The sequence below is a fragment of the Roseiarcus sp. genome (assembly GCF_049514155.1).
Classification (GTDB): Bacteria; Pseudomonadota; Alphaproteobacteria; order Rhizobiales; family Beijerinckiaceae; genus Roseiarcus.
In genome coordinates this window covers 1-13,463 of record NZ_JBEKVH010000108.1, presented here as the reverse complement: position 1 = coordinate 13,463, position 13,463 = coordinate 1, and the positions used below count along the sequence as shown (strand labels likewise).

At 67.6% G+C, this 13,463-nt stretch carries 13 protein-coding genes; 9 read left to right on the top strand and 4 right to left on the bottom strand.

Features of this window, described 5'->3' with window-relative positions:
* Positions 1-337, bottom strand: a 337-nt coding sequence (locus ABSF49_RS14870) for a GlcG/HbpS family heme-binding protein (RefSeq protein WP_424113439.1), incomplete at its 3' end; no start/stop codon positions are given.
* A 70-nt stretch (positions 338-407) separates the two neighbouring features.
* The gene (gene lepA / locus ABSF49_RS14865) at positions 408-2,213 is read right to left on the bottom strand and encodes a translation elongation factor 4 (protein WP_424113438.1); all 1,806 of its coding nucleotides are present in this window, start codon (positions 2,211-2,213) and stop codon (positions 408-410) included.
* A gap of 212 nt (positions 2,214-2,425) precedes the next feature.
* Here lepA and ABSF49_RS14860 point away from each other — a divergent pair, with 212 nt between their 5' ends.
* The 7 genes from ABSF49_RS14860 to ABSF49_RS14830 all read left to right on the top strand — a co-directional run bounded on the left by ABSF49_RS14860 (position 2,426) and on the right by ABSF49_RS14830 (position 9,201).
* Positions 2,426-2,812, top strand: coding sequence for a hypothetical protein (locus ABSF49_RS14860; RefSeq protein ID WP_424113437.1), 387 nt, complete (start codon positions 2,426-2,428; stop codon positions 2,810-2,812).
* Between the two features lie 173 nt (positions 2,813-2,985).
* On the top strand, positions 2,986-4,074 hold the full coding sequence (locus ABSF49_RS14855) for a sulfotransferase domain-containing protein (protein WP_424113436.1): 1,089 nt from the start codon (positions 2,986-2,988) through the stop codon (positions 4,072-4,074).
* A 214-nt stretch (positions 4,075-4,288) separates the two neighbouring features.
* Positions 4,289-4,852: a F0F1 ATP synthase subunit delta gene (locus tag ABSF49_RS14850; RefSeq protein WP_424113435.1), complete on the top strand. Its 564-nt coding sequence runs from the start codon at positions 4,289-4,291 to the stop codon at positions 4,850-4,852.
* Positions 4,852-6,381, top strand: a complete 1,530-nt coding sequence (gene atpA, locus ABSF49_RS14845; RefSeq protein ID WP_424113434.1) for a F0F1 ATP synthase subunit alpha — start codon at positions 4,852-4,854, stop codon at positions 6,379-6,381. The genes ABSF49_RS14850 and atpA overlap by 1 nt, the downstream gene beginning before the upstream one ends.
* Positions 6,382-6,401: 20 nt before the next feature.
* Positions 6,402-7,271 (top strand): F0F1 ATP synthase subunit gamma, encoded by an 870-nt coding sequence (locus ABSF49_RS14840; protein WP_424113433.1) that lies wholly within the window; start codon positions 6,402-6,404, stop codon positions 7,269-7,271.
* A gap of 55 nt (positions 7,272-7,326) precedes the next feature.
* Entirely contained in the window at positions 7,327-8,769 is a 1,443-nt protein-coding gene (gene atpD, locus ABSF49_RS14835) for a F0F1 ATP synthase subunit beta (protein ID WP_424113432.1), read from the top strand.
* Positions 8,770-8,802: 33 nt separating this feature from the next.
* Positions 8,803-9,201: a F0F1 ATP synthase subunit epsilon gene (locus tag ABSF49_RS14830; RefSeq protein WP_424113431.1), complete on the top strand. Its 399-nt coding sequence runs from the start codon at positions 8,803-8,805 to the stop codon at positions 9,199-9,201.
* 219 nt (positions 9,202-9,420) lie between these two features.
* Here the strand turns inward: ABSF49_RS14830 and ABSF49_RS14825 are convergent, their stop codons facing one another.
* Complete coding sequence (locus ABSF49_RS14825; RefSeq protein WP_424113430.1) at positions 9,421-10,635, bottom strand: hypothetical protein; 1,215 nt, start codon at positions 10,633-10,635, stop codon at positions 9,421-9,423.
* Between the two features lie 228 nt (positions 10,636-10,863).
* On the opposite strand from ABSF49_RS14825, the gene ABSF49_RS14820 reads away from it, so the two are divergent.
* Together ABSF49_RS14820 and ABSF49_RS14815 are read left to right on the top strand one after the other, a co-directional pair.
* Complete coding sequence (locus tag ABSF49_RS14820) at positions 10,864-11,103, top strand: zinc-finger domain-containing protein (protein WP_424113429.1); 240 nt, start codon at positions 10,864-10,866, stop codon at positions 11,101-11,103.
* Positions 11,104-11,107: 4 nt separating this feature from the next.
* Positions 11,108-12,307, top strand: coding sequence for an FAD-dependent monooxygenase (locus ABSF49_RS14815; protein WP_424113428.1), 1,200 nt, complete (start codon positions 11,108-11,110; stop codon positions 12,305-12,307).
* On the opposite strand, the gene ABSF49_RS14810 is transcribed toward ABSF49_RS14815, so the two are convergent.
* Positions 12,304-13,463: benzoate/H(+) symporter BenE family transporter (locus tag ABSF49_RS14810; protein WP_424113427.1), on the bottom strand; the 1,160-nt coding region annotated here is incomplete at its 5' end. The genes ABSF49_RS14815 and ABSF49_RS14810 overlap by 4 nt on opposite strands.

Genomic DNA, 13,463 nt, shown 5'->3' with positions numbered 1-13,463 from the left:
TAGAGAGAGGCTCGATCGAATCCTCGCCCTTGGCGCGCGCGGCGAGCGCGAGCGTGTCGTTCTTGAACGACGCGGCGGTGTAGGCCTTGTAAAGCGCGCTATCCAGGGTGTGCGCGCCGGCGACGTCCCCACGCATTGTGGCGATGATCACGCCGTCGGCGTCGACCACTTGCGCGGTCTCGTGATAGCCCTGCTTGGCGCAAGCCGCCACCGTCTCGCTCGCCGCCTCGACTGCCAGCGCCGCCGGTATCCGGTGCGTGGGCAAGGTCTGTGCCTGCGCGACCGAGCCCGCCAAAGCGACGGCGCTGAGCGCGGCAAAAATTCTGCGATTGATCATAACGCTCCTCCCGATCCAGCGCCCCGACTCGAGTGCTCAGCGCCCGAGGCGAACATCGCATGACTGGCGCTCATGAATCCATCTTGAGCGCGGCGATAAAAGCCTCCTGCGGGATGTCGACCTTGCCGAATTGGCGCATCTTCTTTTTTCCCGCCTTCTGCTTCTCGAGCAGCTTGCGCTTGCGGGTGGCGTCGCCGCCGTAGCACTTGGCGGTGACGTCCTTGCGCAAGGCGCGGATCGTCTCGCGGGCGATGATCTTGGCCCCCAGCGCCGCCTGGATCGGGATCTGGAACATGTGCGGCGGGATGAGGTCCCTGAGCTTCTCGACCATGTTGCGCCCGCGCATCTCGGCGCGGTCGCGGTGGACCAGCATCGACAGCGCGTCGACCGGCTCGCCGTTGACCAGGATCGACATCTTGACCAGGTCGCCGGGGCGGTAGTCGATGATCTGGTAGTCGAACGAGGCGTAGCCCTTCGACACCGATTTCAACCGGTCGTAGAAGTCAAACACGACTTCGTTGAGCGGCAGCTCGTAGACGACCATCGCTCGCTTGCCGACATAGGAGAGATCGACCTGCAGGCCGCGCCGATCCTGGCACAGCTTGAGGATCGCGCCGAGGTAATCGTCGGGCGTGAGGATGGTCGCCTTGATCCACGGCTCGCTGATCTCGGTGACCCGCACGAGGTCGGGCAGGTCGACCGGATTGTGCAGCTCGAGCTCGGTCCCGTCGGTGAGGTTGACCTTGTAGATGACGCTCGGCGCGGTGGCGATGAGATCGAGGTTGAACTCGCGCTCGAGCCGCTCCTGGATGATCTCGAGGTGCAACAGGCCGAGGAAGCCGCAGCGGAAACCGAAGCCGAGCGCCGCCGACGTCTCCATCTCGTAAGAGAAGCTCGCGTCGTTGAGGCGGAGCCTGCCCATCGCGGCGCGCAGCGCCTCGAAATCGGCGGCGTCGGTCGGGAACAGGCCGCAGAACACCACCGGCTGCGCCGGCTTGAAGCCCGGCAGCGCATGGGCGGTCGGATGTCTGTCGTCGGTGATCGTGTCGCCGACGCGGGTGTCGGCGACCTGCTTGATCTGGGCGGTGATGTAGCCGATCTCGCCCGGGCCGAGCCCGTCGACCTCGACCATCTTGGGGCGGAAGACGCCGACGCGGTCGATCTCGTAATGCGCGTCGGCGCCCATCATGCGGATGCGCATGCCGGTCTTCAACGAGCCGTCGAGGATGCGCACCAGAACGACAACGCCGAGATAGGCGTCGTACCACGAGTCGACCAGCAGCGCCTTCAGCGGCGCGGTCTCGTCGCCCGTGGGCGGCGGCAGGCGCTGGACGATCGCCTCCAGCACCAGATCGACGCCGAGGCCTGTCTTGGCCGAGATCGCCACCGCTTGCGACGCGTCGAGGCCGATGACGTCCTCGATCTGCTGCTTGATGCGGTCGGGCTCGGCGGCGGGCAGGTCGATCTTGTTCAGCACCGGCACGATCTCGTGGCCGGCGTCGAGCGCGTGATAGACGTTGGCGAGCGTCTGCGCTTCGACCCCCTGGCTGGCGTCGACGACCAGCAGCGAGCCTTCGCACGCCGCCAGCGACCGCGACACTTCGTAGGCGAAGTCGACATGGCCGGGCGTGTCCATCAGATTGAGGATGTAGGTCTTGCCGTCCTGGGCCTTGTATTCGAGGCGCACCGTCTGCGCCTTGATGGTGATGCCGCGCTCGCGCTCGATATCCATCGAATCGAGCACCTGCTCGACCATGTCCCGCTCCGCCACCGCGCCGGTCTGCTGGATCAGCCGGTCGGCGAGCGTCGACTTGCCGTGGTCGATGTGGGCGACGATGGAGAAATTGCGGATGTTCTCTATTCGGTGGGCGGTCATGAGCGGCGGGATAGCAGGGCGGAGGGGCGAAGGAAACCGGCTCGCTCGCCCCACCCGGCGACAGCCTTAAACATCCACGCCATGGATTTTGCCCGCCCGTCCCGGCGCGGTCGCGCGATTTGCTCTATAGTCCGGTCTTGACGCGTCGGCTTGGCCTTGAAGCGAACGCCGGTTCGACACACGCTTTTATCCTCGAGGCGGAAGGAACGGAATTGGCCCGCGAAGCGAGTGAAAATCAGGAAATGGCGCCAATGGCGGCGGCGGAGGGCCGCGGGGCGCCGCGGCTCGACGCGGTTGCGATCCCCCCTGACGAACCCGCGCCGGCCGGCGCCGCGCCCACGGGGTGGAAATCCCGGCTTTTGGCCGCGACGAGCCGCCATGGATCCCTCGTCGCATTGATTGCGGTCACAATCTTCTATGTGTTTAGGCCCCGCGGCTTGGCGCCCGACGGCAAATGGTACGGCGGGGCGGACGACGTCGTCCTCCTGATTCTTTTGGCCTTCCTCGCCCGACGAGTCGCCAAGCGCACGCCAGCCCTGTTCGACCTGCCCAACATCATCTCCCGCGCGGTCCGTCGAAAACTCAGATTCAACAGATAATTCCAGCCGCCGCGCCAATGCCCCCAGGCCCTCGCGATTGCTTGATTTCCTTTCGCTGCGATGTAGCAATATAGGCTGGCTTCGCCGAACAGACCGGCTCGTCCGGCAGGTGTTTCTTTGACGCGGAAGGAACGGGATTGGCGAACGACGCGGCTGGGGTTGAGGAGCGCGGCATGACAGCTGCGGCGCGCGCGGGCGCAGCCGGGCCGTCGCGCATTTTGATCGCCTGCATGCCGAAGTCGGGGTCGACTTTTCTTTCCGACCTCATCTCGGCCCTGCCTGACTTCAAACGCGCCAAGTTCTCGCCGACGCCGGCGGGAGGGCGGCAGCACGAACTCGACGAGGCCTGTCTCGACAACGCCGGGCGCGGCAATTTCGTCGGTCAGGTGCATGTCCTCAACAGCGATTGGACGGCGAAAATGTGCAAGGACCACCGGCTGAAGCCGGTGGTGCTGGTGCGCAGTCTGCCGGATGCGATCGTCAGCATGCGCGATCACGTCAGACGTGAAGGCGGGGTCGGCCCGATCTTCCAAGCCGACCCCCATCGCAGGGTGCTCGACGACGCGGCGCTCGAGGAGATGATCGTTCGCTTCCAGGCGCCGTGGTACGTCAATTTCTACATGAGTTGGCGCAATGCTCCTGGAACGCTGATGATCAGCTACGAGGAACTGACGGCCGATCCCCAACGGATCTTGCGCGAGATCGTCGATTTTGCCGGAGCGGCGGTCGACGACCGCGCCATCGCCCGAGCGGTCGCCGAGGTGCAGGAAAGGCGGGAAAGCCGCTTCAACGTCGGCGTCGTCGGGCGCGGCGCGAAGCTGCAGCCCGACATCTTGCGTGAGCTGGTCGCCTTGTTCGATTTCTACCCCGAGGCGGCGGAAGACCCCTATGTGCGAGGCGTTCGCGCCCAGGCGGCGGCCGCGCTCGAGGGCCGCAGCGCCCCGCCCCTCGGCCGCGTCGCAATCCGCCCCCCCGAACTGGCGCCGGCCGCCGCCGTGCGCCCGCGGCGGCTGTCTCAGGCGCTGGCGTTTGCTCGGCGCCACGGCTACCAGATCACCCTGATCGCCTTTGGCATTCTCTATTGGTTGTGGCCCAACGACCTCATTCCCGACGACGAACCCCTCGGACGGATCGACGACGCCAGCTTCCTGATCATTTTGTCGTTCCTCGCCGGGCGGGTCAGCAAGCGCACGCCGGCGCTGCGCGACCTGCCGAAGTATCTTTGGCGCTTCGCCGGCCGCCGGTTGCGCTTCACCGCCTGAACCGGCCGCCCGCGCCGCCGCATTGGCCAAAAGATCAGCCGACCCGCCCGTTGCGCCGCCAAATCGGCTATGTTAGGCAACCCGCGCCTCAGGGGCGGGGCGGCTTCGCCTGGCGCGCCGCGGGGAACGATCGATCAGTGAGGAAACTGACGCGGAATCGATCCGCGCCGCAGGGCGCTGATTCCGGCGGTTTGCTTGTGAAAAGAGCGACGAATTGGCTGAACAGCAGGACACCGTGAGCGGAGTGGCGGGGCGCTACGCCTCGGCGCTGTTTTCCCTCGCCCGCGACGAGCGCAAGACCGACGAGGTCGCCGCTGACCTCTCCACCTTCGACGCGCTGATCGCCGAGAGCGAAGATCTGCAGCGCCTGGTGCGCAGCCCGGTCTTTTCCGCCCGCGAACAGGTCAAGGCGCTGACCGCGATCGTCGATCGCGCCGGCGTGACCGGCATCGCCGCCAATTTCATCAAGCTCGTCGCCGCCAAGCGGCGCCTGTTTGCGATCCGCGACATGATTCGCGACTACGGCTTGCTCTATGACGCCGGGCGCGGCGTCGCGCACGCCGAGGTCACCAGCGCCGCGCCGCTCGGCGACGCCAATGTCGCGGCGCTGAAAGAGACCCTGCGCGTCGCTTCCGGCGGCAAGGACGTACGCCTGACCGCCAAGGTCGATCCGGCCATCATCGGCGGCCTCATCGTCAAGCTCGGTTCGCGCATGGTCGACGGCTCGCTCAAGACCAAGCTAAACGCAATTCGCATTCGCATGAAAGAGGTCGGCTGATGGACATCCGCGCCGCTGAAATTTCCTCCATTCTCAAGGACCAGATCGCCAATTTCGGCGCCGAGGCGCATGTTTCGGAGGTCGGCCAGATCCTCTCCGTCGGCGACGGCATCGCCCGCGCCTACGGCCTCGACAAGGTTCAGGCCGGCGAGATGGTCGAGTTCGAGAACGGCACGCGCGGCATGGCGCTCAACCTCGAAAGCGACAACGTCGGCATCGTCATTTTCGGCGAGGATCGGGAGATCAAGGAGGGCCAGACGGTCAAGCGCACCGGCGCGATCGTCGAAGTGCCGATCGGCAAGGGCCTGCTCGGCCGCGTCGTCGACGCGCTCGGCAATCCGATCGACGGCAAGGGCCCGATCGTCGCCGACAAACGCGCGCGCGTCGACGTCAAGGCGCCCGGCATCATCCCGCGCCGCTCGGTCAACGAGCCGATGGCGACCGGCCTCAAGGCGATCGACTCGATGATCCCGATCGGCCGCGGCCAGCGCGAGCTGATCATCGGCGACCGCCAGACCGGCAAGACGGCGATCGCGCTCGACACCATGCTCAATCAGAAAGCCCTCAACCAGAGCGGCGACGAGACCAAGAAGCTCTATTGCGTCTACGTCGCGATCGGCCAGAAACGCTCGACTGTCGCCCAGTTCGTCAAAGTGCTCGAAGAGCACGGCGCGCTCGAATATTCGATCATCGTCGCCGCCACCGCCTCCGACCCGGCGCCGATGCAGTACCTTGCGCCGTTCTCCGGCTGCGCGATGGGCGAGTACTTCCGCGACAACGGCATGCACGCGGTCATCATCTACGACGATCTGTCTAAGCAGGCCGTCGCCTATCGCCAGATGTCGCTGCTGCTGCGCCGCCCGCCGGGCCGCGAGGCCTATCCCGGCGACGTGTTCTATCTCCACTCCCGCCTGCTCGAGCGCGCCGCCAAGCTCAACAAGGATTTCGGCTCGGGCTCGCTGACCGCGCTGCCTATCATCGAGACTCAGGCCAACGACGTCTCGGCCTACATCCCGACCAACGTCATTTCGATCACCGACGGCCAGATCTTCCTCGAGACCGACCTGTTCTACCAGGGCATCCGTCCGGCGGTGAACGTCGGCCTGTCGGTGTCGCGCGTCGGCTCGTCGGCGCAGACCAAGGCGACGAAGAAGGTCGCCGGAAAGATCAAGGGCGAACTCGCCCAGTACCGCGAGATGGCCGCCTTCGCACAGTTCGGGTCGGACCTCGACGCGGTCACCCAGCGCCTGCTCAACCGCGGCGCCCGCCTAACCGAGCTCCTCAAGCAGCCGCAGTTCTCGCCGCTGAAGATGGAAGAGCAGGTCTGCGTGATCTACGCCGGCGTCAACGGTTACCTCGACAAGCTGCCGCTCGCCAAGGTGCGCCCCTTCGAGGATGGCCTGCTGTCGACCCTGCGGTCGAAGCACGCCGAAATCCTCGAGAAGATCCGCGCCACCACCGATCTGCCAAGCGACGTCGAGGCCAAGCTCAAGGGCGCGGTCGACGCTTTCGCCGCCACCTTCGCCTGATCTCCTAACCGAGCGCCGCGATGCCGTCCCTAAAGGACCTGAGAAACCGGATCGCCTCCGTCAAGTCGACGCAGAAGATCACCAAAGCGATGCAGATGGTCGCCGTCTCGAAGCTGCGCCGCGCCCAGAGCGCGGTCGAGGCGGCGCGCCCCTACGCGCGGCGGATGGAGACGGTGCTCGCCAATCTCGCCGCCGGCGTGCCGCCGGGGGCGACGTCGCTGCCGCTGCTCGGCGGCAACGGCTCGGACAAGACCCATCTGCTGGTCGTCTGCACCGGCGAGCGCGGCCTGTGCGGCGCCTTCAACACGTCGATCGTCCGCCTCGCGCGCGACCGCGCCAATGCGCTCGCGGCCGAGGACAAGACGGTCAAGATCCTCTGCATCGGCAAGAAGGGCTACGACCAGCTTCGCCGCACGCACGAGAAGGCGATCATCGGCCAGATCGACCTGCGCGGCGTGCGCACGATTGCCTTCTCGACCGCCCAGCCGATCGCCAAGCGCGTGCTGGAGATGTTCGAGGCGGGCGAGTTCGACGTCTGCACCTTGTTCTATGCCCGCTTCAAATCGGTGATCTCGCAGATCCCGACCGCGCAGCAGCTCATCCCCGCCGAGCTCGGCGCACGCGAGGAAACCGGCCCGGTCTACTATTACGAGCCCGACGAGGGCGAAATCCTCACCCAGCTGCTGCCGCGCGCCGTGACGGTGCGCATCTATCGCGCCCTGCTGGAGAACGGCGCCTCGTTCTTCGGCGCGCAGATGAGCGCGATGGACAACGCGACCCGCAACGCCGGCGAGATGGTGAAGAAATACACGCTTCGCTACAACCGCACCCGCCAGGCGATGATCACCAAGGAACTGATCGAAATCATCTCGGGCGCCGAGGCGCTCTGACCCCAACCTGCCGCGACGGCGACGAATAAGCGAATTGAAACGAGGACGTCAGCAAATGGCCAATGCCGCAAACTCCACCGGCCGCGTAACCCAGGTGATCGGCGCCGTCGTCGACGTGTCGTTCGAAGGCGAACTGCCAGCGATCCTCAACGCGCTGGAGACGGTCAACAACGGCTCGCGCCTGGTGCTCGAGGTGGCGCAGCATCTGGGCGAGAACACCGTGCGCTGCATCGCCATGGACATCTCGGAGGGCCTGGTGCGCGGCCAGGAGGTGAGCGACACCGGCCAGCCGATCACGGTGCCGGTCGGCGCGGGCACGCTCGGGCGCATCATCAACGTCATCGGCGATCCCGTCGACGAGGCCGGGCCGGTGCCGAACGAGGGACGGCGCGCCATCCATCAGCCGACGCCCTCCTATGTCGAGCAGTCGACGGAGGCGCAGATCCTCGTCACCGGCATCAAGGTCGTCGATCTGCTCGCGCCTTACGCCAAGGGCGGCAAGGTCGGCCTGTTCGGCGGCGCCGGCGTCGGCAAGACCGTGCTGATCCAGGAGCTGATCAACAACGTCGCCAAGACTCACGGCGGCAACTCGGTGTTCGCCGGCGTCGGCGAGCGCACCCGCGAAGGCAACGACCTCTATCACGAGTTCATCGATTCGAAGGTCAACGCCGACCCCAAGAACCCCGATGCGGGCGTGACGTCGAAATGCGCGCTGGTGTTCGGCCAGATGAACGAGCCGCCGGGCGCGCGCATGCGCGTGGCGCTCTCCGGCCTCACCGTCGCCGAGCATTTCCGCGATCAGGGTCAGGACGTGCTGTTCTTCATCGACAACATCTTCCGCTTCACCCAGGCCGGTTCGGAAGTCTCGGCGCTGCTCGGCCGCATGCCGTCGGCGGTCGGTTATCAGCCGACGCTGGCCACCGACATGGGCGCTCTGCAGGAGCGCATCACCACGACGACCAAGGGCTCGATCACCTCGGTGCAAGCGATCTACGTGCCCGCCGACGATCTGACCGACCCGGCCCCGGCGACCTCGTTCGCCCACCTCGACGCGACGACCGTGCTGTCGCGCTCGATCGCCGAAAAGGGCATTTACCCCGCCGTCGATCCGCTCGACTCGACTTCGCGCATGTTGACGCCCGCGGTGGTCGGCGAGGAGCACTACCTCGTGGCGCGCCGCGTGCAGCAAGTCTTGCAGCGCTACAAGGCGCTCCAGGATATCATCGCCATTCTCGGCATGGACGAGCTCTCGGAAGAGGACAAGCAGACCGTCGCCCGCGCACGCAAGATCGAGCGTTTCTTTTCGCAGCCGTTCGACGTGGCGGCAGTGTTCACCGGCACGCCCGGCGTGCAGGTGAAGATCGAGGACACGGTCAAGGGCTTCAAGGGCATCATCGACGGCAAGTACGACCACCTGCCCGAGGCCGCCTTCTACATGGTCGGCACGATCGAGCAGGCGGTGGAGAAGGCGCAGAAGCTGGCGGCGGAGGCGGCCTGAAGGCCGCCCGCTCGGAGCCCGCGAGGAAAAACGATGGCCACCTTTCACTTCGAGCTCGTCTCGCCCGATAAGCAGATGTTCAGCGGCGAGGCGGAGTCGGTGCTGGTGCCGGGCAGCGAGGGCGACTTCGTCGTGCTCAAGGACCACGCGCCGGTGATGTCGGCGCTGAAGCCGGGCGTGATCGCGATTGAAGACGCGGCGGGCAAGCACAAGCGCATCTTCGTGCGCGGCGGTTTCGCCGACGTCAGCCCTGCCGGCCTGATCGTGCTCGCCGAGACCGCGCTGCCCGAAGGCGAACTCGACGCTGCCCGTCTCGACCAGGAAATCCGCGACACCGAGGAAGACCTCGCCGACGCGCCCGACGAGCAGAAGCGCCTGTGGCAGGAGAAGCTCGACCGCCTGCGCGAGCTCAAGGACGCGATGAAGCTTTAGAGCGGGGCGGCCGAACCACGGCGCCATTCTCCTCGTCATTGCGAGCGAAGCGAAGCAATCCAGGGGCGGAAGGCGTCGCCCATTGCCCCCGGGATCGCTTCGTCGCTTCGCTCCGCGCGATGGCGAGGTTTCTTTGCGCGCCTTACCCGCCTGTCGCCGCAGCAGCCGCGCCTCCACGTCAGCGAGACGTCCCGCACTCCAGCGCCTGCCGCGTCGCCGCTACTGCGGCAGCAACTGCACTTGCTGGGTGATGCCGACGTCGCGGATCGAGGTGTTGAGCGCCAACAACTGGACCAGCAGTCCGAGAATGCGTTTGGTGTTCAACGCGCTCGCGGGCACGCAGTAGGTTGCCCCGCCATAGTCGGTCGTGAGGAAGCAATCGCCGCCGAGGGGAGCGGCGGCGGTGGTGACCGCGAACAGCGTGTCGTCCTCGAGCGGCGCGTGCCCTTTCGCCTGGTCGGTGATCAACTTGATCTGGCCCTCGTCGCCGGCGGCGACGAGCCGTCCGAGATATTGGAAGATCGAGAAGGTCGAACGCGGAAAGACGTGCGCCGTCACCATTTTCCCTCTGGGGTCGCGGAACGTCACGGTGCGAGGGTCCTTCATCTTCTCGTTCGAACCGCACAACGGATGGTTGTTGGCGTAAGGCGTGTCCGGCGCCCAGGCCTTGCGGTTGAAACAGAGCCGCCAATCGGTGCCGGGCTCGCTCGTCGAATCGTTGCTGGCCGACTTGTCCGCCTTGGCCGCCTTCGCCGACTTGCCCGGTTTGGCGCCGGGCGTCGGTTCGGCGGACAGTCCGTACCGCATCGCCAGCTCCACGTAGTGATGAAAACCGTCGAAGCTCGGATCGAGCCGATCGTTGACGAATTGAATTTGGCGAGCATCGCCTTGCCGTTCTTCGATGACCTGCTGCGTGAAGAGATAGAACAGGATTTCGTCGGCGATGCCCTGCTCCTTGAACAGCGCCAGTGTCTGCGGTTCGACCGGCTCGAGCAGGCCTTGATAGAAGTCCTGCGTCTCCGACGGGGTCACGTTGAAGCTCGTCGAGCCGCTGGTCGTCATGCCGTTGGCGAGGAAACCCGATGCGCCAGGGTTGGCCCCGAACACGATTTGATGGTCGAGGAAATGCGTCGCGCTCGCAGCGGCGCCGGCCGCGCTGGCCGGGTTGTTCGCGACGGGTCCGAGCACCAGCGACGGCAGGCCCATCTGCAGCGAGCTCGTGTTGGAGCCGGTGATCTGCCCGAGTGACTGAAAGGCCAACGGCTCGGCCCTGCTCGCGCGCACGATGTTGGTGAGGATCATCTGATCGCGTGCCTGCTCGGAAGCGATGTCGAAGCGATCGACGCGATTGTCGAAATGGTCGTTGTAAGCGCAGCCCGCGACCAAAGCCGCTATCGCCGCCGCGGCGGCGATCCTCGAAATACGACGCCCCATCTCACGCCCCCCGAAACCCAAGCCCGGCCGACGGTTGCGCGTTTTGGCCAATGCCGGCGGCCGCCCGCTTTCAAGTTTTTGTTAACCTATGCTGCGACGGAGCTTGGCCAAAAGCAAGCCGCTCGGCGACCCCGCCGGCCATGCCCGCGGCGGCGCCCGGGCGCACTACCCTCGCGGCGGCGAACGTGCTTAAACCGGGCGGCGCATAGCCTCGAGGGACAGCCGGCGATGGCCGAACACAGCATTCCGCACTTCCACAACGACCCCGGCGCGGCGACGATCCGGGTCGGCGTCAAGGAATTCATGTGCACCGGCGCGCGGCCGCCGTTCGACCACCCCCATGTTTTCATCGACATGGGCGGCGACGCCGAGGCGATCTGCCCCTATTGCGCGACCCGCTTCGTCTACGACGCCAGCCTCGGCCCGCATTCGATTCCCCCCGAGTGCGAGCTCGGCGACGCGGCCTGACGCGATGACCCGCCGCGCGCTCGTCGTCGGCGCCGGGATCGGCGGCCTCGCCGCGGCTCTGGCGCTGGCGCGCCAGGGGTTTGGCGTCGACGTGTTCGAGCGCGCGCCCGCCCTGCAGGAATTCGGCGCCGGCCTGCAACTGACGCCCAATGCGACGCGGGCGCTGGCGCGGCTCGGCGCGCTGGCGGCGGTGCGCGAGATCGCTTCGGCGCCCAGCGCCGTGCGCGTCCTGCGCGGCGCGGACGGCGCCGAACTGGCGCGGCTGCCGATCGCGGGCGCCGAGCGGCGCTGGGGCGCGCCCTATCTCACGGTCCATCGCGTCGATCTGCACCGCGTCCTCGCCGAAGCCGCGGCGGCGACCGGCCAGGTTGCGCTCAACTTCGGAGCCGAAGTCGCCGGCGCCGCCAGCGAGCCGGAGGCCGCTTCGATCGGCGTCAAACGCGGCGCGATCAGCCAGCGCGAGACCGGCGAGGCGATCGTCGGCGCCGACGGCCTGCGCTCGCTGGTGCGCGCGCGCCTAGGGCGCGGCGAGACCGACGCGCCGCGGTTTTCCTACCGCGTGGCGTTCCGCGCCACGGTCGAGGCCGAATGGGTCGCCCGGCGCTGGCGCGACAACGCGGTGACGCTGCGGCTCGGGCCGCGCGCCCATCTCGTCCACTATCCGCTGCGCGGCGGGTCGCTGATTAACCTCGTCGCGGTGATCGAATCGAACGGACGCAGCGCGGCAGGCTCACAAACGATTGGCGACGACCCGTGGGACGGCGAGGCCGACCGGCAGGCGCTCGACCGCGCCTTCCGCGACTGGTCGGCCGACGCGCGCGATCTGATCGCCGCGCCGAAGCGCTGGCGCGCCTGGCCGCTGATGCTGCGCCCGCCGCTCGACCGGTTCGCCTTCGGCCGGATCGCGCTGATCGGCGACGCGGCGCATCCGATGACGCCGTTCCTTGCGCAAGGGGCGGCGCAGGCGATCGAAGACGCCGACGCGCTCGCCCGCCGGCTGGGCGTGACCAACGGCGTCGAGGCCGCGCTCGCCGCCTATTCCGCCGACCGCGTCGCGCGCGCCAATCGCGTCCAGCGCGAGGCGACGATGCAGGGGCGCATCTACCATCTCTCCGGCCCGTTCGCTCTGGCGCGCGACTTGACCATGCGCGCGCTCGGCCCCGAGGGCGTGCTGAAGCGGCTCGACTGGCTGTATGCGGCTTAGGGCGCCTTCGCTGCCGGCGGCGACGCACGCTGATCGCGCGCGCGATCGAGGGCGAGGATCGCCGCGCCGACGAGGAGACCCCAGAACGCGCCGCCGACGCCGAAGAAGCTGACGCCCGAAGCCGTGACGAGGAAGGTCGCCAGCGCCGCCTCACGCTCGGAAGCGTCGGCGAGCGCGCCGCTCAATGCGCCGCCGAAGGCGTTGAGCAGCGCCAGGCCGGCGACCGCTTCGACCAGGATCGGCGAGCCGGCGACGAAATGGGCGACGCCGCCCGCCAGCAGGCCGAAGACGACGCAAGCGGCGCCGTTGCTCGCCGCGGCGATCCAGCGCCGCGACGGATCGGGCGAGGCGTCCTCGCCGGCGCACAAGGCGGCGATGATCGAGCTGAGGTTGACTGAGTGGCCGCCGAACGGCGCGACGACCAAGGTGAAAGCGCCGGTCGTGGCGATCAGCGGCCCGGGCGACGGCCGGTAGCCAAAGGCGGCGAGCACCGCGACGCCGGGCAGATTCTGCGACGCCATGGTGACGATGAACAGCGGCAGCGCCAGCGAAATCATCGCGCCCACCGAGAAGACGGGCGTCGTCCACACGGCGCGCGGCGTCAGTTCGGCGATGTCGAGCCCGCCGCCCGAGCCGGAAAATCCGATCAGCAGCAGTGCGACGACCGCCGCGGCGGGCGTGGCGTAAAGCCGCTTCCAGCGCGAGACCAGGAACCAGGCGACGATGATCGCGGCGGCCGCAAGCGGCGCCTCGGCGAGCGCGCGGATCGGCGCGAGGCAGAGGCCGAACAGCACGCCGGCGAGCATGGCGTTGGCGAGCGTCGAGGGAATCGCCGCCACCAGCCGGCCGAACGGACGGATCAGCCCGGCCGCGACGAACAGCAGGCCGACGACGAGAAAGGCGCCGACCGCCTCGGGAAAGCCGCCCGCGGTCGCGCCAGTCGCCGCCAGCAGCGCGGCGCCCGGCGTCGACCACGCCGCCGCGATCGGCATGCGGGTGGCGAGGCTCAGCACGATGCCGGCGACCCCCATCGCAATCGCCAGCGCCATCAGGCCGGAGGCCGCCTGCGCGTCGCTGGCCCCGACCGCCGAGAGCCCCTTGAGCACGACTGCGAACGAGCTGGCGAAGCCGACAAAGGCGGCGACGACGCCCGCCG

Excerpts from the sequence above, each read along its gene's own strand:
- lepA (WP_424113438.1), bottom strand. The coding sequence starts at position 2,213 with ATGACCGCCCACCGAATAGAGAACATCCGCAATTTCTCCATCGTCGCC.
- ABSF49_RS14855 (WP_424113436.1), top strand. The coding sequence starts at position 2,986 with ATGACAGCTGCGGCGCGCGCGGGCGCAGCCGGGCCGTCGCGCATTTTG.
- atpA (WP_424113434.1), top strand. The coding sequence starts at position 4,852 with ATGGACATCCGCGCCGCTGAAATTTCCTCCATTCTCAAGGACCAGATC.
- ABSF49_RS14840 (WP_424113433.1), top strand. The coding sequence starts at position 6,402 with ATGCCGTCCCTAAAGGACCTGAGAAACCGGATCGCCTCCGTCAAGTCG.
- atpD (WP_424113432.1), top strand. The coding sequence starts at position 7,327 with ATGGCCAATGCCGCAAACTCCACCGGCCGCGTAACCCAGGTGATCGGC.
- ABSF49_RS14830 (WP_424113431.1), top strand. The coding sequence starts at position 8,803 with ATGGCCACCTTTCACTTCGAGCTCGTCTCGCCCGATAAGCAGATGTTC.
- ABSF49_RS14825 (WP_424113430.1), bottom strand. The coding sequence starts at position 10,635 with ATGGGGCGTCGTATTTCGAGGATCGCCGCCGCGGCGGCGATAGCGGCT.
- ABSF49_RS14820 (WP_424113429.1), top strand. The coding sequence starts at position 10,864 with ATGGCCGAACACAGCATTCCGCACTTCCACAACGACCCCGGCGCGGCG.
- ABSF49_RS14815 (WP_424113428.1), top strand. The coding sequence starts at position 11,108 with ATGACCCGCCGCGCGCTCGTCGTCGGCGCCGGGATCGGCGGCCTCGCC.